Here is a 25,084-nt window from a genome sequence, read left to right on the forward strand (position 1 = left end):
AGAAAGACACTGGGGTACCGGACACCGGCCGAGATGTTTCAAGAATGTGTTGCATCGACCGGTTGAATCCGCCGCCCTTTGCAGGCATTCGGCAAGCCAACACCAATGACCGCTCTTCAATGGTCGCGGTCAGTCATCGCCGAGCCCTGATCTCACAATATGGACTGCACAGTTTGACGACGCAACAAGTACGTTGGGGCGTGCAGGCATAGCGCATGATAGACCCAGCGGATGAAACTCAAGGGAAGACATGACATTGAAGACGACCAAGGACCATTTGGTCCAGCTGCTCGCGGATCAGGAAAACAAGGTGATCGCCCTGTCGGGAAAGTGGGGCACTGGGAAGAGCCACCTTTGGCGCGAGGTCAAGGCCGCATCGAAAGACGAAGCCGTCAAGGGCGCTTTGTATGTTTCGCTCTTTGGCTTGCGCGATATGAATCAGATCAAGCTCAAGGTCGTGCAAAGCGCACTTCCCAGCGCGGAAAGGCACTCTGCAGCATGGGAGAAGGTGCGGGTCGGCATGGAGGGGGCCAAGAAGGTTCTCACTTCGCTGCACAAGGGGTTTTCCGCATTGGACGAGCTCGCGCTGCTTGCAGTGCCGAGCCTGCTCAAGGACAAGGTCATCGTTCTCGATGACATCGAGCGCAAGCATGACAAGCTCAGCATTGACGAGGTCCTAGGCTTCATCGACGAATTTACGCAGCAGTACGGGGCTCGTTTCGTTCTGATCCTCAACAGCGACCAACTCGACGACCGAAGTGTTTGGGATACGCTTCGAGAGAAGGTCGTCGACCAAGAGATTCGCCTAAGCACGTCAACCAGCGAGGCCTTCGCTATCGCCATCGGGCTTACCCCATCTACGTACGCGGACGGTATTCGGGCGGCCGCCGAACGTTGCGATCTCACGAACATCCGGATCATCCGCAAGGTCATCAAGGCAGTTAATCGCATCATCGGGACTCGGACGGGCTTGTCGGATGCGCTGCAGTCGCGGGTCGTGCCCTCGACCGTTCTGCTCGCCGCCATTCACTACAAAGGCATCAAGGACGGTCCCGACTTCGATTTCGTCCTGTCTCAGGGCACGCCCAACGATTGGAGCATGTTTTCCGATAGGGACAAACTGGAGGACGAAGAGAGCAATCGCAAATCCAAGTGGAAGCTGCTTCTCAATGATCTTGGCATTCATGGCTGCGATGAATACGAGTTGCTGGTGATCGAGTTCTTGCAGTCGGGCCTGTTCGACGCGAGCGCTGTGGCCGTGATCATCGACCGATACGCAGCGGAAAATGACGCGATGACGGCTCGGAGCGACCTCGACAAGTTCTTCGAGCAACTGATTTGGGACCACCGCCTGACCGAGGCAGATTTGCTTGCCGGAGCCAAGAAGCTTGCGCCAAGAGTCCACCTGATCGATGTCTACAACTTCGCTTCCCTCCATGATGCGGTCGAGGAACTCGCCGGAGGGAAGGATCTGGCAAAGACAATGCTAGATGGCTGGATCGCGGCGTTCAAAGCGAAGAACTTCAACGACTTCGATGACGAGAACGCGTTCGGGCGCAAAGTGCATCCAGCGATCCAAGCTGAGTTCGACGCCATCAAGACTAAAGCCCAGGCTAAGCTGACGGTGTTCGACGCATGCGAGTTCATCGTCAAGAACAGCGGTTGGAACGCGCGCCAAGAACTGGCGATGAAGGCCGCGACCGTGGCCGACTTCGAGGCCGCTATCAAGACCATCGACATCAAGGGCCTGCGGCTGTTCATGCGGCGCATGTTGGAAATGACTATGCAGCCCGGCGGCTATCGTGAGCACTTCGGCCACGCGACGGATCGGTTTGCAGACGCCTGCAAAAACATCGCGCAAGACCCAAATTCAGGTCGCCTTGGCACGCTGATCAAGAAGGTGTTCGCCGATTCGAAGCTGAGCCACTTGGTGGAGCCCCCTGCCGCGGGAGCTGTAGAGGTGTAAGCATCGCTGACTCAATGTCAGAACTCTCAAGTGCATTGAGGCGCCCCTGTCGAGAACTGGCCGTAGCGGGTGCCAATCGCATGACGTTGGGGCTATGCCTAACCCGACAGCCTTTAGCTCGAAGCGGTCGCTCGGTCGACGAAAGCGGCCGACTGCAAGTCGGCCGATAGTACTCATTCGCGGACGCGTCCCGTATGTCTGCACCCAGCCTGAAGCGGCAATTTATCCCTCTCCACACGTTCGCACCCCAAAACACCGACGCCTCACCAACCGCACTTCAAACACATGCCCATCAATACAAATCCCACAACCGATTTTGTTGTCAGGTGATGGAATCATTTGGGCGATCAGTCTTCGTTGTGCCCAGCCGCCAAGGGCGAGTGTTACGCCGCAGGCTGGGTCGCGAAATCCTTGGGGTTCACGCCCAGAACTTCCAGCTTTTTCGCATACGTGTCCCTGCGTTTGGCGGCCTTTATCGCGGTCTCGGTGGCGGTTTGTATGGCCTTGGGCCCTTTGTGGGCAGCCGCCTGGATCAACCCGAACTTGTGAGCGGCATCCGCCTCGGCCCGCTTGAACGTGGCGATGAGTTCAGCGTGGGCCACGGATGGATTCACAGCAACTCCCTTATCAATCGACGTCGTCATGCTTAAATTTTGACGTTGGCGCGAAGCAAGGCGGTTCTCAATTCGCGCGTGGCTTCTTTGGAAATATCCACCTTTTGAACCGCCAGGTCGAACGAAGAGGCTGGCTTGATGTGGGTGGGCAGTATCTTTTTAGCCGGAAGCTTGCCTGGGTACGTCCCTTGACGCGGACACATGCGAACAGAAAACCCGAATTCTTCGAGCACGCCTTTCGCATACAACTCTGCCAATTGTTGAAACGACACGTAGGTGGAGCGTTTCACGTCTTTACGCCCTGGTTGGCTGACGTCGCGAACGAGTTCGAATTTTCCGAGTGAATCGCGCTGGGTATCGGTGAACGGATGCAGCAAGAAGGTCTGACGAACGCCATCCTTTTTGGACATCCAGGTGTGCTCGACGGCTATATCGGTTAACAGCATGTTTTTCTTTTAGCTCCGAGCGCTGCTGCTTGCATGATCGCATCAGCCGGCACATCGCAGACAGCAGATTTTGTTTTCAAAAGACCTCAACCGGGAGCCGGGTGCCCCAGGCAGTACGGGTTGAGCGCGCGGGCAAAAACCGCCCAGCGGGTGCAGACTTTAACTGAACGAGCGCCGGTGGCAGATGCCGATGGCACGGCGATGGACCGGGCCTGCCAAGGGTGGGCAATTGAAAGCCCGCCGCCAGCCTTGAGCAGCCTTTCATCTGTGGACGTCGGCTCTGCAGCGGGGCTGACCTTGGCGCTATGCTTGCTGCGGGCCGATATAAGCCAGTAAGCCGACCTTCGACTGGTCCCATCGAACTAACGGAGCAAAATGAATCCACGTCGCGTTCACGAACTCATGAGTGCTAACTTTCCGTCAGTTGGTGCTGCAGAGGTGACGTGGACCAACCTCGTTGACGAACAGGGGCTTCTCATGGAAGGCCGGGCGCGAGTTGTTCTTTTGGCGCACTTCGTAGAGCGAGGTGTTGAAGAAGTGCTGGTCGAGGTTCATCGGAAGGTGGGTAACCAGTTGCCCATTGATTCGGTCATCCCTTACCTCCGAAGCCAGGTCTGCCGCGGCAACATTCGAATCGCGAATCGTGAGTTCACAGTTTTTGCAGAGGTGGCAATTAACGGCGTAGGACGAGGGTGGCATACGCTGCAGTAGACAGAATGCGGCCACAACCAGTCCTTCCTTGTTGGCCGCCCACTGAGCAAAGATAGATGCGTGCTCATCGACAACCATCGGCGCCAGAATCGTCCAAACCAGTCTTCCCAAGCTCTACTTCATGAAGTTCGACACACTGCCTCATCAATGTCTTGTGGACGAGATGCTCCAGATTCGGGTGCTGGGGCTTTGTGCCGGCGAACGGTTGAACCTGAAGCTGTGGAGTTGCTTTAGTGATGTTGTGTGGCGGTCCGAGGCGGAGCGCTTGAAACGACTCGGATTTCACTATCCGGTCACGCACCTGGCCTATGCAGATGCGGGACACAGCATCGCTTGGCCAAACGGCCCAACGACTATGCTCAAGTCGAAGCATCCGGTATCGGGCGAAGAAATGGATATGGGTGGAACGCCAGAGGGGACGGCACGTGCAAGACAAGACTCATGGCCTCGAATGCTTGAGTTCCTGAGCAGTGCACTGGGTGGCCGTTAACCGTGTCTCTGGTCTATTTGCATCGTGGAACTATTGCATCCGAATGGCCGCTTCGGAGCAGGCGCGATGACCGTTCGGGGCCAATTTGGTTGAAAGACTCCCTACCCCCGCCTTGAGCGATGTTTCCGAGGGTGCATTACCCTTTCCCGCATGTGAGATCGTCGATGCTGGAGCGATCTGGAAGGTCGATTTCTTTGCCAACGTAGAGCACTCGGGAACTTTCCAAGTCTTTTAACAAAATATGCCTAAAACGGCCTCTCCCCCACCTACCAATCGCCAGCCATCCAAGCACGCGCCACTTACGCACTGCCGGTAACCCTCTCGCCCCACCCCCACCCCCTAACCTCCATGGACCTCCGCGCCCTCCGCTACTTCATCACCGTGCTCGAAGCCGGCAGCCTGTCACGGGCCGCGGGGTCGCTCTACATCGCCCAGCCGGCGCTGACGGCGCAGATCAAGAAGCTGGAGGCCGAGCTGGGGGCGGCCTTGTTTGAGCGCTCGCACGTGGGGGTCACGCCCACGCCGGCGGGCTTGCAGCTGTATGAGGATGCGCGGCGGCTGTTGAGTGATGCGGCGGCGATGCGTGAGCGCATCCAGCGCATGCCGCAAGAGCCCGAGGGATCGGTGACGATGGCGGTGCCGTTTTTGCTGTCGTCGCTGCTGATGGGGCCGCTGCTGGCCCGGCTGAAGGCCTCGCACCCGCGCATCCGGGTGTTTGTGCTCGATGACCTGAGCCTGATGGTGAAGAAGGCCATGCTGGACCGCCGGGCCGACATCGGCATTCTGGTGGACACGCCGCAGGTCGACGGCCTGCATTGCCAGCCCCTGGCGACCGAGGCGATGTACTTTTGCGGGCACGACCCCGAGGGGCGGGTGTTGCCCTTGTTGCGCGCACCTGCCGTGGCCGAGAAGGGCGCGTCGGCGCCTGGCGGCCCAGGCCACCCCCGGCCCGAGATTGACTTTGCCGATGCGGCGGCCCAGCCCCTGGTGCTGCAGTCGCGGCGCTACTCGATCCGCCAGCGGGTAGAAGAGGCGGCGGCGGCGCGCGGGGTGGCCTTGAACATCGTGCACGAGCACGATTCGGCCCGCGTGATCCGGTCGCTGTATGCCAGCGGCGCGGGCTTCACGTTCACGCCGGCCTGCGCACTGGGCGAGGCGCCAGCCGGCAGTGCGGCCAGCGCAGACTGGCGGGTGGCCCGGGTGACGGGGCCCGATCTGCTGCGCCACTACAGCCTGGCCTGCAGCGCCGAGCGCGAGCCCAACGCGGTGATGCAGGTGGTGATGGCCGCGCTGCTGCAACTGGTGCAGCAACTGGTGGACGATGGGCGCTGGGAGGCCCGCTTGCCGGCCTGAGCCCACACGCCCACACGCCCTCATTACACCGGCCTCGGCGCAGGCCATCAAACATTTTGATGGCACCCCATCAGCAATCGGTATTTCCCTGATACCCCGGTCTTCTGGAACAGTGCACCCGCACCCCCGGCCTGCACCCCTTGCAGCGCAGGGCGGATTTTCAGGAGACCGCATGACAACAAGCCATCCCCCCCTGGCCGGGCGCCAGGTTCTCAATGTGGGCGCGCTGGTGGCGCGCAGCGCCCGCGCCCATGCGCAACGCACCGCCGTCAAAACCCCCAGCCGCAGCGTGAGCTATGCCGAGCTGGAGCACCGCTCCAACCGGCTGGCCAATGCGCTGCTGGGCCTGGGCCTGCAGCGCGGCGACCGGGTGGGCATCTACCTGCCCAACTGTGTCGAGATCGTCGAGATCGAGATCGCCTGCTACAAGGCCGGGCTGGTCAAGGCGCCCTTCAATGCGCGCCTGTCACCGACCGAGGTGGGTGCCGTGGCGGCCAATGCCGAGGCCAGCCTGATCATCACCACCGCCGAGCGGGCCCAGGCCATCGAGCCGCACCTGCTGCAGGCCCTGCCCGGGGGGGCCACGCCCATCGTGCGGCTGGTCGACGGGCCTGTGAGCACGGGCTACGAGGCCCTGCTGGCCCGCGCCAGCGACCAATTCACCCCGGTGGCCGTGCAGGCCGACGAGGTGGCGGTGCTGCACTACACCTCGGGCTCGTCAGGGGTGCTGAAGGCAGCCATGCAGACCTTTGGCAACCGGCTGGCGCAACTGCGCAAGTTCCTGACCCGTTCGGATGGCCAGCAGCCCGGGCACATCCTGGGGCTGGTGGGGCCGATCACCCATGCCTCGGGCATGCAGATCGTGCCGGCGCTGTGCCAGGGCGTGACGATCCGCTTGTTCAATGGCTTCGAGCCGGCGCGCTTTCTGGCCGACATGCGGGCCGACCGGGTGACGCACACCTTCATGGTGCCCACCATGATCAACATGCTGCTGGCCGAGCTGGAGGGGCGCTACCGCCCCCTGCCCGATCTGCTGCGCCTGGGCTATGGGGCCGCGCCCATGGCGCCGGCGCGCATCCTCAAGGCCATGGATGTGTTCGGGCCCGTGCTGCAGCAGGGCTATGGCGCGGGCGAGACCACCTCGGGCGTGTGCGGGCTGTCGGTCGAAGACCACCTGTTCGCACGAGCGGCCCGGCCTGATCGCCTGGCCTCTTGCGGGCGGCCGTTTCTCGAATGCGATGTGCAGATCGTGGGCGACGACGGCCAGCCCCTGGCCGTGGGCGAGATCGGCGAGATCGTGGTGCGGGGCGACGATGTGTTTGCCGGCTACTGGCGCGCCCCCGAGCTGACGGCCGAGGTGCTCAAAGACCGCGCCTACCACACCGGCGATCTGGCCCGCATGGATGAAGAGGGCTATGTCTACATCGTCGACCGCAAGAAAGACATGGTCATCAGCGGCGGCTTCAATGTGTACCCCTCCGAGGTGGAGGCGGTGCTGTACCAGCACGATGCGATCGCCGATGCCTGCGTGTTTGCCGTACCGGACGACAAATGGGGCGAGGCGGTGGCCGCCCATGTGGTGCTCAAGCCGGGCCGCGACGCGGGCGCCGAGCTGGGCGCCGCCATCGACGCCTTCTGCGCCCAGCACCTGGGCGGCTTCAAGCGGCCACGGCGCATCGAGTTCGTGGCCGGCCTGCCCAAGAACCCCAACGGCAAGGTGATGCGCCGTGCCGTGCAGGCCCCCTACTGGGAAGGCCGCGCCCGGATGGTGAACTGAAACCGACACGGAACCTGAACCATGACCACCACCCCATCCTCCTCCGCTTCAACGACGGCCCCGGCCACCGTCACCCCGCCCCACCCGGCCCCGCTGTTTGCAGGCGTGCCCTTCGAAGGCTCGGCCCAGGCGGCCGAGCTGATCGAACGCATCAACGGCTACCTGTACGGCGAGCTGGCTGCGCTGGCTCAAGAACACGGCATCGACCACGAAAACGCCCCCGACAAAGCCTTGCTGCGCCAGGTCTGGAAACGCTCGCAGGCGTTGGGCTTTTACGGCATGACGCTGCCGCGCCCCCTGGGCGGCCTGGGCCTGTCGGTGCTCGACCATGTGCTGATCAAAGAGGCCATCTACGCCAGCGGCTCGCCCTTTTCACCCCATGTGTTCGGCGAGCTCAGCGGCCCACCGCGCGTGGGGGCGCTGGCCCGGGTGGCCACGCCGTTCCAGCTTGAAAACTTCATCGCCCCCGTGGCGCGGGCCGACATGGCCATCTGCTTCGCGCTGACCGAGGCCGAGGCCGGCTCGGACGCGGGCAATGTGCAGACCCGCGCCGTCAAGGTGGGCGACCATTACGAGATCACCGGCGAAAAGCGTTTCATCTCGGGCTCGCCCTTTGCCGACTACGCGGTGCTGATGGCCTCGACCGCCACCGACCCTGCCCAGCGCGAGGTGTCGGCGTTTTTTGTGGACCTGCACGCGCCAGGGATGCGGGTGGAGTCGGGCTACAAGACCATGGCGGGCCAGACCAGCACGGGCAACATCGTGCTCGAAGGCGCACGCGTGCCGGCCACCCACCTGATCGGCGAGCCCGGCCGGGGCCTGGCGCTGGCCCTGGGCCGCATCACCGTCAACCGCCTGCTGCACTGCCCGGCCATGCTGGGCCTGGCCCAGGTGGCGCTGCGCGACGCCCGCGACCACGCGCTGCGCCGCAAGCAGTTCGGCCGCGCCATCGGGCAGTTCCAGGCGGTGCAGCACCTGCTGGCCGACATGGCCACCGACTGGGCCGCCGCGCGCGGCCTGATGCTGGCCACCGCGCGCCAGATCGACGCCGGGGGCGAGCCCCGGGCAGAGGCCTCGATGGCCAAGCTGTTCTGCTCCGAGGCGGCCTTCCGCATCGCCGACCGGGCGGTGCAGATCCTGGGTGGCGAGGGCATTGTGCAGGGCAGCCGGGTCGAGTTTCTGTTTCGCATGCTGCGCATGTACCGCGTGCTGACCGGCACCAGCGAGATCCAGCGCAACACGATTGCCAAAGAGCTGCTGGGCCAGGCCTGAGCCGACAAGAACACACAATGGAGACAAGTCATCATGAATGCGACCCCCTGCCCACCGCTGCGCCGGCGCGCCTTTCTGGCGCAGGCCACCGCCCTCGGCGCCCTGCCCCTGGTGGGCGCGCGGGCTGCCGAGCCCTGGCCCAGCCGGGCCATCAAGTGGGTGGTGCCCTACCTGGCCGGCACCGGGCCCGACACCACGGCCCGCATCGTGGCCGAAGCGGCTGCCAAAGCCTTGGGCCAGCCCGTGGTGATCGACAACCGGGGCGGTGCGGGTGGCAACCTGGGCGCCCGCCAGGTGGCCAAGGCCCCGGCTGACGGCTACACCTGGATCTACTCGGGCTCACCCATGGCGGCCAGCATGCGCATGTACAAATCACCGGGCTATGACGTGTTCAAGGATTTCCGGCACGTGATGGGGCTGACCAGCGCCGACACGGTGCTGATCGTGCATGCCGACTCCGACATCCACACCCTGGACCAGTTGCTGGGCCGGATGCGGGCCCAGCCCGGCAAGGTGGATTACGCCTCAGGGGGCACGGGCACACCCTCGCACCTGGGGGTGGAGCTGCTGCTGAGCGTGGCCAAGGCGCAGGCCCTGCATGTGCCATACAAGGGCGCCTCGGAGATCGTGAACGCCGTGCTGGGCAAGCAGGTCACCTTCGGCGCGCCGATCAGCACCGTGGCCTATGCCAACATCCAGGCGGGCCGGCTGCGCGCGCTGGCCATCACCGGCCCCCGGCGCAACCCCAAACTGCCCAACGTGCCCACGCTGGCCGAGGCGGGCGTGCCCGGGGTCGAGCTGACCTCGTGGGGCGGGGTGTCGGTGCCGGCCGGCACGCCCGAGGCCATCGTGGCCCGGATCCGTGCCGCCCTGGAGGCCGCGCTCAAGCAGCCTCAGGTGATCGCGGCCCTGGAGGAACAGGGTGGCCAGGTGCTGCCGCAAGACGGCGAGGCCTTCACCCGGGCCTTTGGCCGCGAGATCGCCTTCACCGAGGCCATGATGCGCAAGACACAGCTGGAGCCGATGTAGCCTGCAGGCCGAGCTCAGATCTCCAGAAACAGCCCGGCCACTGTCGAGCGAAGCCATCGGTTGGCAGCGTCCTGCTGATAGCGCTCGTGCCAATGCTGTTTGATGGCGAAGTCGGGAAACCGGTAGGGAGGCGCCAGCGCCCTGACGCGGGCGATCTTCATCAATGTCTGGGCCACCCGCTGCGGCACAGTGGCAATCAGGTCGGTGTTGGCCAGCAGGTTGCCCACGCCCGGCAGGGTGGGCAATGACAAGGCCACCTTGCGCTGGCTGCCCCGGCGCTTCAGCTCTTGCTCGACGATCTCATTGCCGGTGCCGGGCGCGGTGAGCACCACATGCCTTTCGCTGCGGAAGCGGCTTTCGCTCAGCTTGGCATCGATGCGCGGGTGTTGACGCCGCACCACGCAGGCGAACCCGTCCTGAAACAGTTTTTGCTGGTAGAAGCCCGCGTCCAGCTCGGGCATGTAGCCGATCGCCAGATCCGCCTCACCCGACTCCAGCAATGGCGTGGTCTCGGATGTGATGCGCAGCACCTCGATGCAGACGTTCGGCGCCTCCTTTGACACCTTGTTCACCAGCGCCGGCAAGAACTCCAGGTGGCTGATGTCCGTCATGGCGATGCGGAAGGTTCGCGATGACGAGGCCGGGTCGAACTCATCTTGCTGCTCAGTGGCCGATTGCAGCAAAAGCAAGGCCTGGCGCAAGGGCTGCACCAATTGGGCAGCCCGCGGGGTGGGCTGCATGCCGTCGCGCGTGCGCACAAACAGCGGGTCGTTGAAGCACCGCCGCAAGCGCCCCAGCGCCAGGCTGACCGAGGTTTGCGGCAGCCCCAGGTTCTCGCCGGCCCGGCTCACGCTGCGGGTCTTGTAGATCTCGTCGAAAACGGCGAGCAGCTTCATGTCCATTATTCGAATTTCCGCTGAGACTTATTGGGGTTCATCGATCGACGCCATGAAGCGGGCTGCCTACAGTGCGTGCCAACACCCGGCCGAGACGGCTGGGTGACCCACTCAAACAACCCGGAGACTTCACCGTGAAATTGACCTTGTCGCAAGCCATTCTAGTGGCCGGCCTTGCCCTCATGGGTGCTCAAGCGCCGGCCCAGGACTGGCCGAAATCCGCTGTCAAAGTGATTGTTCCGTTTGACGCGGGCTCCACGCCCGACCTGGCCGCCCGGCTCATCGCCGAGCGCCTGGCCACGCGGCTGCACCAGCCCTTTGTGGTGGACAACAAGAGCGGCGCCGCCGGCAACATCGGCACCGACGCCCTTGCCAAGGCCGAGGCCGACGGCAAGACCATCGGGGTCAGCATTGCCGGGCCGCTGGGCACCAATTCGCTCCTGTTCAAGAAGATGCCCTACGACACCGCCAAGGACATCGCGCTGATCACCCAGGCCGTTTCGCAGCCTTCGGTGCTGGTGGTCGGCAGCAAGTCGCCGGCAGCCGACACCCAGCAATTGGCCGCCCTGCTCAAGGGCCCGTCAAAGCTCAGCTTCGCCTCGATCGGTGCCGGCTCCATCTCCCACCTAGCGATGGCGGCTTTGGTGGCGCAGACCAGCGCCAATGCAGTCCATGTGCCCTACCGGGGTTCAGGGGCGGCCGTCACGGCCCTGTTGTCGGGCGAGGTCGACATGGCCTTGCTGCCTGCGGCGGCCGTGATGCCACACGTGAAGGCCGGCAAATTGCGCGCCCTGGCCGTGGCCTCACCCGCCCGCTCGCCCTCGCTGCCCGATCTGCCTACCCTGGCCGAGAGCGGCCTGCCGGACATCAAGGGCGATGCCTGGATTGGGTTCATCGCGCCGGCCAAAACCGATCCGGCCATCGTCAAGGCCCTCCACGACCAGATCGTGCAGGTGCTGGACGAGCCTGCCGTGAAGGAAAAGCTGCGAGCGCAATACATGGATCCCGTGGGCAACTCACCCGATGCGTTTCGCAAGCTGCTGGCCGCTGACGTCGCGCGCTGGAAGCCCGTCATCGAAAAAAACAAGATCTCCCTGGACTGAGCACTGAAAAGGACAAAAGGCATGACCTCATTGCAAACAAGCCTGCTGGAGCCGGCTCGACAACTGCCGGTTCTCGGTGAATATGACGTGGTGGTGATCGGGGGCGGCCCGGCCGGGCTGGCCGCGGCCGCCAGTGCGGCTCGCCGCGGGGCCCACACCCTGCTGGTGGAGGCCTATGGTTTTCTGGGCGGGATGGGGACCGCAGGTGGGGTGACCAACTTCGCGGGTCTGTACGGCCGCCATCAGGGCGAGATGCGACAACTGGTGCGGGGCGCTGTAGACGAGCTGTTGGCCCGCCTGGAGGCCATGGGAGGCCTCAACCAACCGCAGGACGGCATGCAAGGCCGGATTCGCGTGCGCTCTTACGACACCTCGCTGTACAAATGCGTTGCCGACCAGTGGATGCTCGCCGCGGGGGTGAAGCTGCTCTTTCACGCCCAGGCGGCCTCGGTGCTGATGCAGGGCCCACGCATCGCCGCCTTGGTGGTCGAGAGCAAATCGGGCCGGCAGGCGATCCGCGCCAATGTCTTCATCGATTGTTCGGGCGATGCCGACGTGGCGGCCTTTGCCGGCGTGCCTTATGCCGTGGGTGACGGCCATGGCAGCGGGCTCTTCCCGAGCACCATGTTTCGCGTGGGTCAGGTGGATGCCTCGGCGGCCTTGGCTGCCGTGGGCGAGTTCAAGGCCATCAACGACTACATGGAACGGGCCCGCCAGGCGCACCCCGGCCGCTACCGGTTTCCGCGCGAAGGGGCGATCCTTCGGCCGCAGATTCACCCCTCTGAATGGCGTGCCAACGTCACCCAGATCGCCAATGCCGAAGGCCGCGCCATGAATGCCGTGGACGCCGCGGAACTCAGCGCCGGCGAGGTGGAGGGCCGGCGCCAGATCGCCGAGTATTTCCGATTTCTGCGTGAACAGGTGCCTGGCTTCGCAGAGTCGCGCATCGTCGAAATCGCGCCCCAGGTGGGCATTCGCGAAACCCGCCGCATCGAGGGCCTTTACGCCCTGACGGGGGACGACATCCTGAACTCGGCCCGCTTTGAGGACACCATCGGCATCAATGCCTGGCCGATGGAGCTGCACCGCGCCGGGGGCATCTCCTGGGGGTTTCCGTCCGATGACAACCGGACCTACAACGACCTGCCGTGGCGGATGATCGTTCCGCAAAAGGTCGAGAACCTGCTGGTGGCCGGCCGCTGCGCCTCGATGACGCACGAGGGTCAATCAGCCGCCCGCGCCAGCGGTGGGTGCTTTGTGATGGGCCAGGCCGCCGGCACCGCCGCCGCCCTGGCCGGCAGCACCCCGGTACAGCAGATCGACATCGCGCGCCTGCAGCAGGCCCTGCTGGCAGATGGAAGCCTGTTGCAGGCCTGACGGATTGGCCACCCCGGTGCTTGAGCCTCGAACAAGCGGCAACCCGGGGCCATTGCCGGGCGCCAGCCTCGCGCAGGGCCCTCTTCGCGGCAGCCATTCGCTGCGGCGCCAGCCCAAGGTGGGTGGTGATCAGATCTTGATGAAGTTCGTGGCGGCCAAGGATCCGAATGGGAGCTCGGCCAGGCGCCCGCCCACGTCCAGTGAGCCCAGATCGACCGGAAAATAGCCCATCGCCTCCAGCACCTGGCGGACTGCGGCCTTGGCTGCTGCATCGTCACCCGAGTAGAACTGAACCCGCTGCCCACCTGACACCTCAGCCTGAGGCAACACATTCACGTCCAGGTGATTGAGCGCTTTCACCACCCGGGCGCCGGGCACAAGATCACGAAACACCTCGCTGGAGTAGCGGCCGCCCAGGTCGATGGCCTTGATGCCGTAGGCCGCGAGGGGATTGGCGGGGTCTTTGGCGTCTGGCGAATCGGGGTCCAGAAACTCGACCGGATTGGTGCCATCGATGACGATCCGGTTGTTCCAGGCCGGCAGGCCGCTCAGCGCCGTGGGCAGATCAGCCCAACGCACGGCCACCAGAACGATGTCTGCGGCAGCCGCCTCAGCCACCGTGCCGGCCTGGATGTTGGGGCCCAGCTCGACCACCAGCGAAGCCAGCGAGGCCGGGCCGCGCCGATTGGAGAGAATGGCCTTCTGGCCCATTTTGGCCAGTGCACGAGCCACATTGGAGCCTAAGCCGCCAGAACCGATGATGCCGATCGTCATTGTGTTTTCCTTGGTTTGAACAGAGGTGTTGGGGCATGCCTTCGAACCCTAGCCACCCCGCGCTGAAGGGTTCAAAGCGAGGTCGATGAAGATCCGAAGGCATGGCGGTAGCTTAAAAACCGCTTGATTGCCTGACTAGATGGTTTAATTGGCATGAACTCGTTCATTTTTATTGCCAATTGCCATGCTGGACCTCAACGACGTTGCCACCTTCATCCAGGTTGTGCGCTGCGGCAGCTTTGCAGAGGCTTCGCGGCGCCTGGGTGTTCCGCCCAGCACACTCAGCCGGCGCGTGCAATTGCTGGAGGCACAGCTGGGTACGCGGTTGATGCAACGCTCCACACGCCACCTGGCCCCGACACAGGCAGGTCAGGCCTTCCATGACCGCTGTGCCGGCGCGGTAGACGGTTTGTTCGATGCCGGTGCCGCGTTGACGACCGATGGGCAGGAGCCCAGCGGGCTGGTGCGGGTCGCGACACCCGCCGACTTTTTCGACTTCTTTCAGATGGAGTGGCTGAGCGAATTTCTGCAGGCCCACCCCAAGGTGAGGGTTGACTTTGTGCTCAGCGACGCGCGCGCCGACCTCATTGCCGATCGCATCGATGTGGCCATTCGGGGTGGTGTGCTGGAAGACTCCAGCCTGTATGCACGAAAGGTGCTCGACGCGGGCCTGGACAACCTGGTGGCCAGCCCGGCCTACCTGCAATCCCGGGGCGCACCGGCGACCTTGGCGGCGTTGCAACAGCACGACTGCCTGGGCTTCAGCCACAGCAGCGGTGAGGCCCGCTGGTGGCTGACCGGACCCGATGGCCAAGAAACAGAGGTGCCAGTGAAGGGCCGCTTCAGTGGCAACACCGTACAGGCCTTGCGCAAGGCGGCGCTGGCCGGCCTGGGCATTGCGCTGTTGCCGGCCACGCTGACGCGCCGAGACCTGCGCGCCGGCCTGCTGCTGCCGGTGCTGCCCGACCACCACCGCCTCGGGCACGGTGTGCACCTGGTGTACCCGAGTCGGCAACACTTGCCGAGCGCCGTGTCGGCCTTCATCGAGCTGGTGATTGAGAAGCTGGGCGGGGTTGAAGAGCTGCCCGAGCCGACCTGCGCCACGTCCTGATGGATGCAGCGGCCAACGCCGCCTGGAGAAGGGCTGAGCCCCCCTACCCCGCCTGATGGAACACCAGATCCTCCACCCGCCGCCCCTGCACCAGGTGTTCCTCGATGATGCGATCCATGTTGGCGGGGGTGACGTTGTAGTACCAGGTGCCGTCGGGCTGCACGCACAGCACCGGGCCGCCCTTGCAGGCCGCAAAGCAGCTCACGCGGCTGCGCTTCACGCGCAGTTCGCCAGCGTCCAGGCCGGCGGCCTTGAACTTGGCGCCCAGGCTGTCGTACAGGTCTTGCGATTCGCCACCGGGGCTGCAGCGGGGGCCGGTGCAGATCAGCAGGTGGCGCTTGTAGGTGCCGATCTTGGGCTTGACGACGGCGGGGCTGGCTGCATCAGCGGTTTGGGCCGCCATGTCCTGTTCGGTGGGGCTGCTCATGCTTCGCTTTCGTCGGCAGGGGCCGTGGCATCGTGCGCCTCGGGCGGGTGTTGCAGGGTGTCGCGGATGTAGTCGACCGGCAGGCGATGCAGCGCAGCCAGGGCCTCCAGGCTGGCGCCGGCCTGGTGGTCGGCCTGCAACGATTCCAGCCAGCCCAGCAGGCCGGTGGAGAGCGAGCGGCCAGCCTTTTCGCCCTCGCGGGTGCTGCCGCCGTCGTCCATGTCGTACTTGTTGGCGTAGCCGCGCGGGGTGACCATCAGGCCGTGGCGCACAAAGGTGTTGCTGTTGCCGATCAGCACGGTGCTGAGCATGCCGATGTCGGCCTCGGCCATCTGGTCCAGCGTGGTGAAGACGATGTTCTCGCGGCGGCGGTAGGCGCTCTTGACGATGGCCACCGGGGTGTCGGCGCGGCGGTGCCGCAAGAACAGGCGCTGCGCTTCGACGATCTGGCGCGTGCGCCGGCCGCTCTTGGGGTTGTAGAGTGCCACCACGAAATCGGCCATGGCCACCGCATCGAGCCGGCGCGCAATCGTGGGCCAGGGCGTGAGCAGGTCCGACAGCGAGATGGCACAGAAATCGTGCGTGAGCGGTGCCCCCACGCGGGCCGCGCAGCTGTTCAGCGCCGAGGCCCCGGGCACGATCTCGAGCTGCACCGGGTCGTCGGGCGTCCAGCCGGCCTGAAACAGCACCTCGTAGGTGGGGCCGGCCATGCCGTACACGCCGGCATCGCCCGACGAGATCAAGGCCACCTTCTTGCCGGCGCGGGCGCATTCGAGGGCGCTGATGGCGCGGTCCAGCTCTTCGGTCATCGACTTGCGGATGATCTCCTTGCCTTCGAGCAGGTCGGCCACCAGCTTGATGTAGGTGACATAGCCGATCACCACGTCGGCCTCGGCGATGGCCGAGCGGGCGCGGGCCGTCATGTGCTCGACGCTGCCCGGGCCGATGCCCACGAGCATGATCTTGCCCGCCAGGGGCTCGGGATGGGTTGGTTCAGGGTTCATGGTCTGGGTTCTCAGCCTTCAGGGGTGGGGTTCATGAGCGCCACCGACACGGTGGCGTTGCGACCGTCGGGGCCGCAGTGCTTGTGCTTTTCCAGCAGCAGGGCCGGCGCGGGCGGGCCGGGCCAGCCGGCGGCCAGCAAGGCGGCTGCCTCGCTGACCGAGGGGGTGCCGGTGTAGTGGCGCACGGTCTCCGAAGGGTTGGGCACGGGCACGGCCGCCAGCACCTCGGGTGGGTGGAAGCGCAGCGCCCAGCCCTGCTCGGCCGCCAGCGCCAGCAGGCCAGCCTCGTCGGCCTTGAGGGTGATGCTGGCGGCGGCCTGCACATCGGCCCAGCCGGCGCCGGCCTGGGCCAGGGCCTGCTCCACCGCCTGGCGCAGCGTGGCCAGGCTGCAGCCCCGGTCGCAACCCAGGCCCAGCGCCACGGTGGGACGGTGTCTGGCGTGGTGTCCGGAGGGGTTCATGCACTCGCCTCCAGCGGTGGCCGGTACACCACCAGGCGCTCGCTCAGTTGGGCCCAGCGTGCCTCGTCCACCTCGGCATGGGTGACCCACAGCACGGCGGCAAAGCGGCTCAGGTCCACCGCGTCGAACTGGCTGAAGCAATGGATGTTGGCGGGCAGCGGCGTGGGCCGGGTCCACCAGTCGGGGCGTCCGGCCTCTTGCACGAAGGCGATGGGCTCGCCATTGACCACATGGGCCGACACGCGGGTGATGTTGATCTTGGGCGCCTCCACGCGCCAGCCCAGGTGCCGGCCCAGGATGTCGACCGGCAGGGTGCGGCCCACGTCGGAGGCGGTGGTGAGCACGGGGCGGGCCTGCAAGGCCTCGGCCACGCGCTCGCTCCATTCGTTGGCGCCGCCCACATGGCCCGACAGCACCGGGATCACGTACTGGCCGGCATCGTCCACCACGATCACGCCGGGGTCTTCGTCCTTGCTGCGCAGGTGCGGCGCGATCAGGCGCACCACGGCGCCCAGCGAGACAAAGAACACCAGCTGGTCCCAGCCCTCGAACAGGGGGCCGATCTCGTCGCGCAGCGCGCCCTCGTAGGCGTGCACCCGGTTGGGCAGGCCGGCAAACTGCGCGGCAAACTTGGCCGAGGTGCAGATGTCGGCCTGCGGCAGGGCCTGCGCCAGACGGGCCGCCTGGCTGGCGCCGTGGCGGGTGATGGCCACCAGGCACACGTGCACGTCTTCGGCGGCCTTGGCCGGGGCTGACAGCACCACGGGGGGCTGGGCGCTTGGGGTGGGTTCGATCATGGGTGCTCCAGCAATGAGGGGGTGGCCGATGCGGGCGGGGCACTCTTCTTGAGGCAGCCCTTGATGCGCTCGCCGCGCACGCGGCCGGGGTTTTTGATCAGCAGCAGCGACAGGTAGCTGACCCGGGTACCGCGCAAGGCCAGCAGGTCGATGCCAGACACCCGGCGCTCGTCGGGCGCGCCCACGCGCTCGATGAAATGCGCGCCTTCCAGCAGGCCGCGGCGCTGCAGCCAGTCGAGCAGCTCGTCGAGCAGGGGCTTGATCTTCATGAGCACCAGGGTGTCGAAGTCGGGCAGCAGGCGATCGACCGCGCTCAGGCCGTAGGCGGCGGGCACGATGGCCACGGTGTCGTCCTGCTCGGCAAAGGGCACCCCAGCCCGGGCGCTGGCCGCGGTGAACGAGTTGACGCCGGGCAGCACCTGCACCGGCACTTCGGCGTCCAGCGCCTTCAGGGTGCGGGCCAGGTGGCCAAAGGTGGCATAGGTGCTGGCGTCGCCCTCCACCAGAAACAGCACATCGCGCCCAGCCTGCAGCCAGGGCAGCAGGGCTTGCGCGGCCTTGAGCCAGGCGCGGGCCAGCTTCTCGCCGTCGTGGGTCATCGGAAACAGCAGCAGGCTGTGCTGCTCGGGGGGCTTCAGGCCTGCGCGGGTGGCGATGTCGAGCGCGTAGCTGGGGGTTTTGCCGCTGCGGGCCGGGTAGGCCCAGGCCACGTCGCGGCGCTGCAGGGCGGCCCAGGCGGCACGGGTGATCTGGCCCGGGTCACCGGGGCCCAGCGAGACACCCCACAGGGTGCCGCGCCGAGGCTCCGCGGTCGATGCGGCAGACGGCAAACTCGTGGGCTCAGTCATGGAAGGCTTCCTCAGGGTGGGCACGCCGGGCGCAGACCAGCCACACCGGGTTCTCGGCGGCCATGCGGTGCATGTGCAGAATGGGTTTGCTGCGCGCGGCCTGGAGTTGCAGCACGTCCCAACTCAGGGTGCCGGGGGCGGCCTGGGTGCTTGCGGCCTGCAAGGCCGCGGTGGCGCTGGCCAGGTTCTCCAGGGTCACGAAGTTCATCACCAGGTGGCCGCCCGGGCGCAGGCGCTGCAGCACCAGGGTGATCAGCTCGGCCAGCTCGCCGCCCGAGCCACCGATGAACACCGCATCGGGGTCGGGCCAGTCGGCCAGGCCCTCGGGGGCGCGGCCCAGCTGCAGGCTGTAGTTGCTCAGGCCGGCGCGGGCGTGGTTGCGGCTGGCAATGGCATGGTCGGCCTCGTTCTTCTCGATGGACCACACATGGCCGCGCCGGCACAGGCGCGCCGCCTCCAGCCCCACCGAGCCCGAGCCGGCCCCGATGTCCCACACCCTGCTGGCGGGTCGCAATTGCAGGCGGGCCAGGCTGACGGCGCGCACCTCCTGCTTGGTGATCAGGCCCTTGTCGGGCTGGCGCTGCTCATAGGCGCTGTCGGGCAGGCCCAGGCATGGGGGCTGGGGCGCGGCCCGCAAGCGCCACAGCAGCACCACATTGAGCTCGGCAAAGCGCAGGGTGGCGGCCTGGGCCGGGCTGAGCTCGGTGTGCAGGCGCTCTTCGGCCTGCAGCAGGTTCTCGGCCACGGCCATCTGGTAGTCGTCGCCCAGGCCCTCGGCCAGCAACAGGCGGGCGATGCGGTCGGGGCTGTTGGCCGGGCTGGTCAGCACCAGCAGGCGGCGCTCGCCGCGCAAGGCCTGGGCCAGCGCGTACAGGCCGTGGCCGGGCGGGCTGCCCACTGCCCACTCGCCGGCGTCCGTGCCGTGCACCGAGACAATGCGGGCGTCCTGCCAGGCCAGGCCGATGCGGGCGCAGGCCAGTTGCAGGGTCGACAGGTTGGGCAGGATGTCGAGTGCCTGCACGCACAGGTGCTGCGCCAGATAGGGCGCGATGCCGTGGCACAGCGGGTCGCCGGTGGCCAGCACCACGCAGGCCAGGTGGGCCTCGCGGGCCGCGCGCACCCAGCCGGGCACGGCCTTGAGCTGGCCGCCCAGATCGTGCAGCCGGGCCTGGGGCTTGAACTCGTGGCGCAGCAGGGCCAGGGTGCGGGCCCCGCCGATCACCACATCGGCGGTGCGCAGATGGGCCAGCGCGGTGGCGCTGAGGCTGGCCACGCCGTCATCGAGCACACCGATCACGCGGCAGGGGTTGGGGTCTTTCTCGGGGGTCACGGAGCGGGGTCCTCGTTGGTGTCGGTGTCGTTGTCTTTGTCGGTGTCGAGCAGAAGGGCCCGGGCCGGAAGGGCCGGTCTCTCAGACGGGGGCAGCGCCGGGGGCGAGAGCACATCAGCCACCAGTTGCCCGGCAAAGTCGCACACCAGCACGCGCAGCTGAAAGGCGCGGCCATAGCGCTGCGGGTCGGTCAGGGTGTCGATGGCCGCCTGGGCCAGGGCCTGATGGAAGGCGGGGCCCAGGCCACGCTCCACCATCAGTTCGGCGCCGAAGCGGGCAGTCTCGGCCTGGGCCATGGCTTGGCAGTCGGCCTCGCTGGCACCGATCTGGCGGCCGATCTGCGCCACCAGCTCGGTGTCGACCACGTTGCGGTTGGCATGGGTGATGGTTTCGCCCTGGGCGATCTTGGTGAGCTTGCCCACCATCACGCCCAACACCACCAGCGGCAGGCCCTGGGCCACCGCCTCGTCAAGCGCATAGCGCAGAAAGTCGCCCATCTGCACAAAGCTGGCGGCGGGCAGGCCGGGCTGCTCGGCGCGCAGGGTGGCCATGGCAAACGATTCGGTGCGGCCGCCCGTGGTCAGCGCCACCACGCCGTGGCCCAGCGTGGCCGCCACCTGCACGCCCTGCACCACGCTGGCACGCCAGGCGGCGGTGGAGTACGGCCGCACGATGCCGGTGGTGCCCAGGATGCTGATGCCGCCCAGGATGCCCAGGCGGGCATTGGTGGTCTTCTTGGCCATCTCCTGCCCACCGGGCACGCTGATGCACACCTCCAGCCCATGCTCGGCCAGCAGCGCCGGGGCCACCTCGCGCAGGTTGTCGGCGATGTTCTGGCGCGGCACCGGGTTGATGGCCGGGCCGCCCACCTCCAGGCCCAGGCCCGGCAAGGTGACCGTGCCCACGCCCTCGCCGGCGCGCCAGTTCAGCACACCGGCCTGGCCGGGCAGCACGCGCAGGTCCACCGTGAGGTGGGCGCCATCGGTGCAGTCGGGGTCATCGCCAGCAAACTTGACCACCATGGCGTGAGCGCTGACCGGGTCGCAGCGGCCGTCGTGCACCGCAAAGCGCACCCGGTCGCCATTGGGCAGCAGGCTTTCCACCGCGTCGGGCACCTGGCCGCTCAACAGGCCTTGCACGGCGGCGCGGGCCGCGGCCGCAGCGCAGGCGCCGGTGGTGAAGCCGGTGCGGGTGCCGCGGGGCGGGGTGCCCTTGCCCTCCATTTTGCTGTCCATCTTTGCTGCCATCACGCGGCCCCGGCGGCTTTCTGACGCGCCTCGGCCAGCGCCAGCAGGGCGTGCAGGGCCGCCACCACCAGGGTCGAGCCGCCCTTGCGGCCCCGGATCACGATCCAGGGCACCTCGATCAGCTCAGCCATCAGGTCTTTCGATTCGGCCGCCGCCACAAAGCCCACCGGCATGCCCACCACCAGGGCCGGGCGAACGCCCTCCTCGCGGATCAGGCGCACCAGCTCGATCAGCGCGGTGGGCGCGTTGCCGATGCCCACGATGGCGCCCTGCAGCAGGCCCTGGCGATGCGCCTTGCGCATGGCCTGCACGGCGCGGGTGGTGTCCTGGGCGCGGGCCGCCTCGATCACGTCCGCATCGCTGATGAACTGGTGGGTGCGCATGCCAAAGTGGGCCAGGCGCGGCTGCGAGAGGCCCGAGCAGATCATCTCGACATCGGCCACCACGGGCGTGCCGCCGCGCAGCATGGCCTGCAGGCCGGCCTCCACCGCGCCGGGGTGGAAGTCGGTCAGGCCGTTGAACTCAAAATCGGCATTCGCGTGGATCATGCGGCGCACGATGGGCCACTGGCCCGGGTCGTACGCGTGTGGGCCCACCTCGGCGTCGATGATGGCAAAGCTGTCGTGCTCGATGGCCTGGCCGGCGCGGGTGAGCTGCTCGGTGACGGTGTTGACGGTGCTCATGCGGGTTGGGCCTGTGGGGCCTGTGCTGCGTTTGCGGCCGGTGCTGTGGCTTCGGGCGCGTGGGCGTGAACATGAACGGGCGCCGGTGCATGGGTGTGCTCATGCGAATGCCCATGGCCCATGTCGTGCGCGATCTCGCGGTAGCTGCAGCCGTCGCAGGGCAGGCGGCTGTCGGGGGTGCCGGCCAGCAGATCGAGGGCGCGCTGCTCCAGCAGCTCGAAAATCTCGGGCTCGAAGCCGAAGTGCGTGCTGCAGGCCAGGCGCAGCTGCGGGTACTGGCCACGCAGGTGCTGCACCTGTCGGTGGATGCGCTCCATCAGCGTGCCGGTGTACAGGTAGTAGGGCAACACCACGATCTGCCCCATGCCCAGCAGCACCTGGCGTTGCACCACGCGCTCCAGTCGCGGCCAGGTGATGCCGGTGAAGGCCAGGTCGACCAGTTCGTGGTCGCCCTCCTCCAGCAGCCAGCGCGCCATCTTGGCCATGTCGCCATTGGCGCCCCGGTCGGACGAGCCCCGCCCCAGCACGATCACGCCGGTGCTGCGCGGGTCGGGCATGTCCAGGCCCAGCATGGCCTGTCGCAGGCGCCGCTTGAGGATGGCCAGGATGGGGTCACAGGCCGTGAGGTGGGGCGCCAGCAAAATCTGGCTGCCGGGGCAGTGGGCACGGGTGTGCTCGATGGCCTCGGGGATCTCCATCTTCACATGGCCGGCGGCGTTCAGGATCAGCGGCAGCACCAGCACCCGGCGCCCGCTTTGCGCGGCACTCAGCAGGCCGTCGTGCAGCGAGGGCGAGGCAAACTCGATGAAGCACACCTCGATGCGCCACTGCGGTCGGCGCGCGCGCCACTGGGCCACGAAGTCGAGGATCTCGGTGTTGCCGGCGGCCTCTCGCGAGCCGTGGCCGACCAACAGCACGGTGTCCTCTGAGGTGATGGTAGTGAGCTTGTTCATGCCGTGGCCTTTCGAAAGCGGTGGGTGAAGGTGGGGTCGTAAAGCTTGGAGCGGGCCAGCGTCTCCCAGTCGGCGGCGCCCAGCGTGGGGCTGGCCACCACCATGGCCTGGCTGACGATGCCGGCCTCGCGGCAGCGCTGCTTGATGTCGGCCAGGGTGCCGCGCACGATGCGCTCCTGGCCCGGCCAGCTGGCCTTGTGCACCACCAGCATGGGGGCGTCCTCGGGCCAGCCGGCGGCCCGCAGGCCAGCTTCGATCTTGTGCATCAGGGTGATCGACAGAAAGATGCACAGCGTGCTGCGGTGCGCGGCCAGCGCAGCCAGGTCTTCGCCCTCGGGCATGGGAGTGCGGCCTTCGACCCGGGTCAGGATCACGGTCTGCGTGACCTCGGGCAAGGTCATGGCCTCGCCGGCGGCCGCCATCGCCGCCATGGCCGACGACACACCGGGCACCACGGCCCAGCCGATGCCGAGCGCGGTGAGCGGCCGGGTCATCTCGATCAAGGCACCGTACAAGCTGGGGTCGCCGGTCTGCAGGCGCACCACGGTGGCATGGCGAGCGGCCTGCTCGGACAGCCAGTCGCTCATCTGCTCCAAGGTCATGTCCTTGGAGTCGCGCACCAGGCAGCCCGCGGGCGCATACAGGGTGACGGCCTGGTCGACCAGCGAGCCGGCAAACAGCACGGCCCCGGCCTGGGCCAGCAGACGCTGGCCCTTGAGGGTGATCAGCTCGGGGTCGCCCGGGCCGGCCCCCACAAACCAGACCTTGCCCAAGGGTCGCGATGCGGGCAGTGGGGCTTCAGTCATGGGCATTCGAGGTCACCAGATCACAAGAGGCGGCCTGCCGCAGCAGGCCGAGCAGCGCTTCGTGGCTGCGGGGTGGGTCGGTCTCGGGCAGCAGGCCCCGGCCTTGCAGGGCCTGGTGCAACTCGAGCACGCGGGGCAAGGGCTGGCCCAGGCGGCGCCAGCCTGCCGCCTGCCCCGGCAGCTCGGTGGCGGGCAGCGAAGCGGTGCAGCGGCCGGCCTGCATCAGATGCAGGTGGTCGGCCCAGGCGTAGGCAAAGTCGATGTCGTGGGTGGACAGCAGCACGGTCACGCCGCGCGCCACCAGGCCGTCGAGCAAGGTGGTCAGCGCCAACTGCATCGGGGCGTCCAGGCCGGCCATGGGCTCGTCGAGCAACAACACCTCAGGCTGCATGGCCAGCACGCCGGCCAGGCACACGCGTTTCTTCTGGCCAAAGCTGAGCTGGTGCACGGGTGCCAGCGCCTGCTCGCTGAGGCCCACATCGGCCAGGGCAGCGCGCACGCGCTCGCGCACCGTGGCCTCGTCCAGCCCCAGGTTGAGCGGGCCATACGACACGTCTTCAAACACCTGGGCCGAGAACAGCTGGTGCTCGGGGTTCTGGAACACCAGCCCCACGCGCTGGCGCAACGCGCGAAGGCCGGCACGGCTGGCGTCCAGCGGCTGGCCATCGAACACGATCTGGCCCGCACTGGGCCGCAGCAGCCCATTGAGTTGCTGCAGCAAGGTGGTCTTGCCGGCGCCATTGGCGCCCAGCAGCGCATGGCGGCGCCCACGGGCCAGGCGCAGGCTGCAGTCGTGCAGGCCCTGCGGGCCGTCGGGGTAACGGAAGCCCACGCCCTGCAGTTCAAAGACAGGCCATGCCGTCCTCATGGCAGGCCCCAGGTCGCCACCAACAGGCCCAGCGAGGCGAACGCCGCCAGCCCGACATCGCGCCGCGCATGAGGATAGACCGGCGGCAGAAAACGCAGCCCAGCCCCGCCGCAGCGCGCCTCGGCGCTGGCCTGCAGCACCCGGGCGCGCTGCCACAGTTGCACGGCCTGGTGGCCCAGCAACAAGGCGATCGAGCGCACGGCCTGGGCCCGACTCGCGTAACCGAGGCGGGCACGCTGGGCACGGCTGGCCTCATGGAACAGCGCCAGGGCCACAAACAGCAGGCGGTGGCACAGCACCATCAGCTCCAGCAGCAAGGCCGGCACCCGCAGGCGGCGCAGCAGGGCCATCAGATCGGGCAGCGGCGTGGTCAGCGTCAGGCCCAGCAAGGCCGCCAGCGAGGCCAGCGCCCGCGCACTGGTGCGGGCCGACAAGGCCAGGGCGTCGGGCGCCAGTTGCAAGGCAGGCAGCCCAGGGCCATTCCAGCCCAGCGACACCGCCATCGATGCGGCCGACAGGCCCAGAAAGCCCAGCGGTGCCCAGGCCGCGCGCAGATAGGCACGCCAGGACACGCCAGCCCCAAGCAGGCACGCAGTGACCAGGGCCGCCGTGCAGCCCAGGGCCCGCCCGGGCGTGGCCGCGCCCTGGGCGGCAGCCAGACCGGCCAGCGCCCACAAGCCCTTTGCGGCCGGCGACACGCCCCGCCAGCGGTTGGCGTAGGCCCAATGTTCAATCAACATG

The 25,084-nt window shown here is 66.9% G+C and carries 26 protein-coding genes and 1 pseudogene; 10 read left to right on the top strand and 17 right to left on the bottom strand.

What is annotated here, in order from left to right; all coding sequences use genetic code 11:
• Both AC07PT_RS23830 and AC07PT_RS23835 read left to right on the top strand, forming a co-directional pair.
• Positions 1–212: hypothetical protein (locus tag AC07PT_RS23830; protein ID WP_494658355.1), on the top strand; the 212-nt coding region annotated here is incomplete at its 5' end.
• A 38-nt stretch (positions 213–250) separates the two neighbouring features.
• Positions 251–1,966: a P-loop NTPase fold protein gene (locus AC07PT_RS23835; protein WP_494658356.1), complete on the top strand. Its 1,716-nt coding sequence runs from the start codon at positions 251–253 to the stop codon at positions 1,964–1,966.
• 383 nt (positions 1,967–2,349) lie between these two features.
• On the opposite strand, the gene AC07PT_RS23840 is transcribed toward AC07PT_RS23835, so the two are convergent.
• The 3 genes from AC07PT_RS23840 to AC07PT_RS23850 all read right to left on the bottom strand — a co-directional run bounded on the left by AC07PT_RS23840 (position 2,350) and on the right by AC07PT_RS23850 (position 3,848).
• The gene (locus AC07PT_RS23840) at positions 2,350–2,610 is read right to left on the bottom strand and encodes a hypothetical protein (protein ID WP_494658357.1); all 261 of its coding nucleotides are present in this window, start codon (positions 2,608–2,610) and stop codon (positions 2,350–2,352) included.
• Positions 2,611–2,612: 2 nt separating this feature from the next.
• Entirely contained in the window at positions 2,613–3,026 is a 414-nt protein-coding gene (locus AC07PT_RS23845; protein WP_492345614.1) for a hypothetical protein, read from the bottom strand.
• A gap of 420 nt (positions 3,027–3,446) precedes the next feature.
• A complete protein-coding gene (locus tag AC07PT_RS23850) occupies positions 3,447–3,848 on the bottom strand; it encodes a hypothetical protein (protein WP_494658358.1) in 402 nt (133 codons plus the stop codon).
• Positions 3,849–3,858: 10 nt separating this feature from the next.
• Between AC07PT_RS23850 and AC07PT_RS23855 the strand changes: the two genes are divergently transcribed.
• The 5 genes from AC07PT_RS23855 (at position 3,859) to AC07PT_RS23875 (ending at position 9,658) form a co-directional block, all read left to right on the top strand.
• Positions 3,859–4,227, top strand: coding sequence for an acyl-CoA thioester hydrolase/BAAT C-terminal domain-containing protein (locus AC07PT_RS23855; protein ID WP_494658359.1), 369 nt, complete (start codon positions 3,859–3,861; stop codon positions 4,225–4,227).
• A 348-nt stretch (positions 4,228–4,575) separates the two neighbouring features.
• Positions 4,576–5,580, top strand: a complete 1,005-nt coding sequence (locus tag AC07PT_RS23860; RefSeq protein WP_494658360.1) for a LysR family transcriptional regulator — start codon at positions 4,576–4,578, stop codon at positions 5,578–5,580.
• Between the two features lie 172 nt (positions 5,581–5,752).
• Positions 5,753–7,357, top strand: coding sequence for an AMP-binding protein (locus AC07PT_RS23865; protein ID WP_494658361.1), 1,605 nt, complete (start codon positions 5,753–5,755; stop codon positions 7,355–7,357).
• Positions 7,358–7,378: 21 nt separating this feature from the next.
• Entirely contained in the window at positions 7,379–8,629 is a 1,251-nt protein-coding gene (locus tag AC07PT_RS23870; protein ID WP_494658362.1) for an acyl-CoA dehydrogenase family protein, read from the top strand.
• 33 nt (positions 8,630–8,662) lie between these two features.
• Positions 8,663–9,658, top strand: a complete 996-nt coding sequence (locus AC07PT_RS23875) for a Bug family tripartite tricarboxylate transporter substrate binding protein (RefSeq protein ID WP_494658363.1) — start codon at positions 8,663–8,665, stop codon at positions 9,656–9,658.
• Positions 9,659–9,672: 14 nt separating this feature from the next.
• Here AC07PT_RS23875 and AC07PT_RS23880 read toward each other — a convergent pair whose 3' ends face one another.
• Complete coding sequence (locus AC07PT_RS23880) at positions 9,673–10,554, bottom strand: LysR family transcriptional regulator (protein ID WP_494658364.1); 882 nt, start codon at positions 10,552–10,554, stop codon at positions 9,673–9,675.
• A 134-nt stretch (positions 10,555–10,688) separates the two neighbouring features.
• On the opposite strand from AC07PT_RS23880, the gene AC07PT_RS23885 reads away from it, so the two are divergent.
• Positions 10,689–11,657, top strand: coding sequence for a Bug family tripartite tricarboxylate transporter substrate binding protein (locus tag AC07PT_RS23885; protein ID WP_494658365.1), 969 nt, complete (start codon positions 10,689–10,691; stop codon positions 11,655–11,657).
• A gap of 21 nt (positions 11,658–11,678) precedes the next feature.
• The gene (locus tag AC07PT_RS23890; RefSeq protein WP_494658366.1) at positions 11,679–13,034 is read left to right on the top strand and encodes an FAD-dependent oxidoreductase; all 1,356 of its coding nucleotides are present in this window, start codon (positions 11,679–11,681) and stop codon (positions 13,032–13,034) included.
• 129 nt (positions 13,035–13,163) lie between these two features.
• Here AC07PT_RS23890 and AC07PT_RS23895 read toward each other — a convergent pair.
• A pseudogene (locus tag AC07PT_RS23895) lies at positions 13,164–13,829 on the bottom strand (NADPH-dependent F420 reductase); the annotation flags it as partial.
• A gap of 163 nt (positions 13,830–13,992) precedes the next feature.
• Here AC07PT_RS23895 and AC07PT_RS23900 point away from each other — a divergent pair.
• Complete coding sequence (locus AC07PT_RS23900; protein WP_494658367.1) at positions 13,993–14,919, top strand: LysR family transcriptional regulator; 927 nt, start codon at positions 13,993–13,995, stop codon at positions 14,917–14,919.
• 43 nt (positions 14,920–14,962) lie between these two features.
• Here the strand turns inward: AC07PT_RS23900 and AC07PT_RS23905 are convergent, their stop codons facing one another.
• Genes AC07PT_RS23905 through AC07PT_RS23960 form a run of 12 tightly spaced genes read right to left on the bottom strand, consistent with a single transcriptional unit; the run spans position 14,963 to position 25,083 of the window.
• Positions 14,963–15,346 carry a (2Fe-2S) ferredoxin domain-containing protein gene (locus tag AC07PT_RS23905; RefSeq protein ID WP_492350276.1) on the bottom strand — a complete coding sequence of 128 codons (384 nt, stop codon included), beginning with the start codon at positions 15,344–15,346 and terminating at the stop codon, positions 14,963–14,965.
• A complete protein-coding gene (gene cobJ / locus AC07PT_RS23910) occupies positions 15,343–16,350 on the bottom strand; it encodes a precorrin-3B C(17)-methyltransferase (protein WP_494658368.1) in 1,008 nt (335 codons plus the stop codon). The genes AC07PT_RS23905 and cobJ overlap by 4 nt, the downstream gene beginning before the upstream one ends.
• Positions 16,351–16,361: 11 nt before the next feature.
• On the bottom strand, positions 16,362–16,811 hold the full coding sequence (locus AC07PT_RS23915) for a cobalamin biosynthesis protein (protein ID WP_492350278.1): 450 nt from the start codon (positions 16,809–16,811) through the stop codon (positions 16,362–16,364).
• A complete protein-coding gene (locus tag AC07PT_RS23920) occupies positions 16,808–17,608 on the bottom strand; it encodes a cobalamin biosynthesis central domain-containing protein (RefSeq protein WP_494658369.1) in 801 nt (266 codons plus the stop codon). The genes AC07PT_RS23915 and AC07PT_RS23920 overlap by 4 nt, the downstream gene beginning before the upstream one ends.
• Positions 17,605–18,456, bottom strand: a complete 852-nt coding sequence (gene cobI, locus AC07PT_RS23925) for a precorrin-2 C(20)-methyltransferase (RefSeq protein ID WP_494658370.1) — start codon at positions 18,454–18,456, stop codon at positions 17,605–17,607. Before cobI ends, AC07PT_RS23920 begins: the two co-directional genes overlap by 4 nt.
• Complete coding sequence (gene cbiE / locus AC07PT_RS23930; protein WP_494658371.1) at positions 18,449–19,786, bottom strand: precorrin-6y C5,15-methyltransferase (decarboxylating) subunit CbiE; 1,338 nt, start codon at positions 19,784–19,786, stop codon at positions 18,449–18,451. Before cbiE ends, cobI begins: the two co-directional genes overlap by 8 nt.
• Entirely contained in the window at positions 19,783–21,021 is a 1,239-nt protein-coding gene (locus AC07PT_RS23935; RefSeq protein ID WP_494658372.1) for a cobalt-precorrin-5B (C(1))-methyltransferase, read from the bottom strand. Before AC07PT_RS23935 ends, cbiE begins: the two co-directional genes overlap by 4 nt.
• An 11-nt stretch (positions 21,022–21,032) precedes the next feature.
• Positions 21,033–21,716 (bottom strand): precorrin-8X methylmutase, encoded by a 684-nt coding sequence (locus AC07PT_RS23940; protein WP_494658373.1) that lies wholly within the window; start codon positions 21,714–21,716, stop codon positions 21,033–21,035.
• Positions 21,713–22,669, bottom strand: a complete 957-nt coding sequence (locus AC07PT_RS23945; RefSeq protein ID WP_494658374.1) for a sirohydrochlorin chelatase — start codon at positions 22,667–22,669, stop codon at positions 21,713–21,715. Before AC07PT_RS23945 ends, AC07PT_RS23940 begins: the two co-directional genes overlap by 4 nt.
• A complete protein-coding gene (gene cobM / locus AC07PT_RS23950) occupies positions 22,666–23,475 on the bottom strand; it encodes a precorrin-4 C(11)-methyltransferase (RefSeq protein WP_494658375.1) in 810 nt (269 codons plus the stop codon). The genes AC07PT_RS23945 and cobM overlap by 4 nt, the downstream gene beginning before the upstream one ends.
• The gene (locus tag AC07PT_RS23955; RefSeq protein WP_492350286.1) at positions 23,468–24,343 is read right to left on the bottom strand and encodes an energy-coupling factor ABC transporter ATP-binding protein; all 876 of its coding nucleotides are present in this window, start codon (positions 24,341–24,343) and stop codon (positions 23,468–23,470) included. Before AC07PT_RS23955 ends, cobM begins: the two co-directional genes overlap by 8 nt.
• The gene (locus AC07PT_RS23960) at positions 24,340–25,083 is read right to left on the bottom strand and encodes an energy-coupling factor transporter transmembrane component T family protein (RefSeq protein ID WP_494658376.1); all 744 of its coding nucleotides are present in this window, start codon (positions 25,081–25,083) and stop codon (positions 24,340–24,342) included. Before AC07PT_RS23960 ends, AC07PT_RS23955 begins: the two co-directional genes overlap by 4 nt.
• Position 25,084 lies beyond the last annotated feature (1 nt).

The organism is Curvibacter sp. GW821-FHT09D12 (assembly GCF_059416245.1).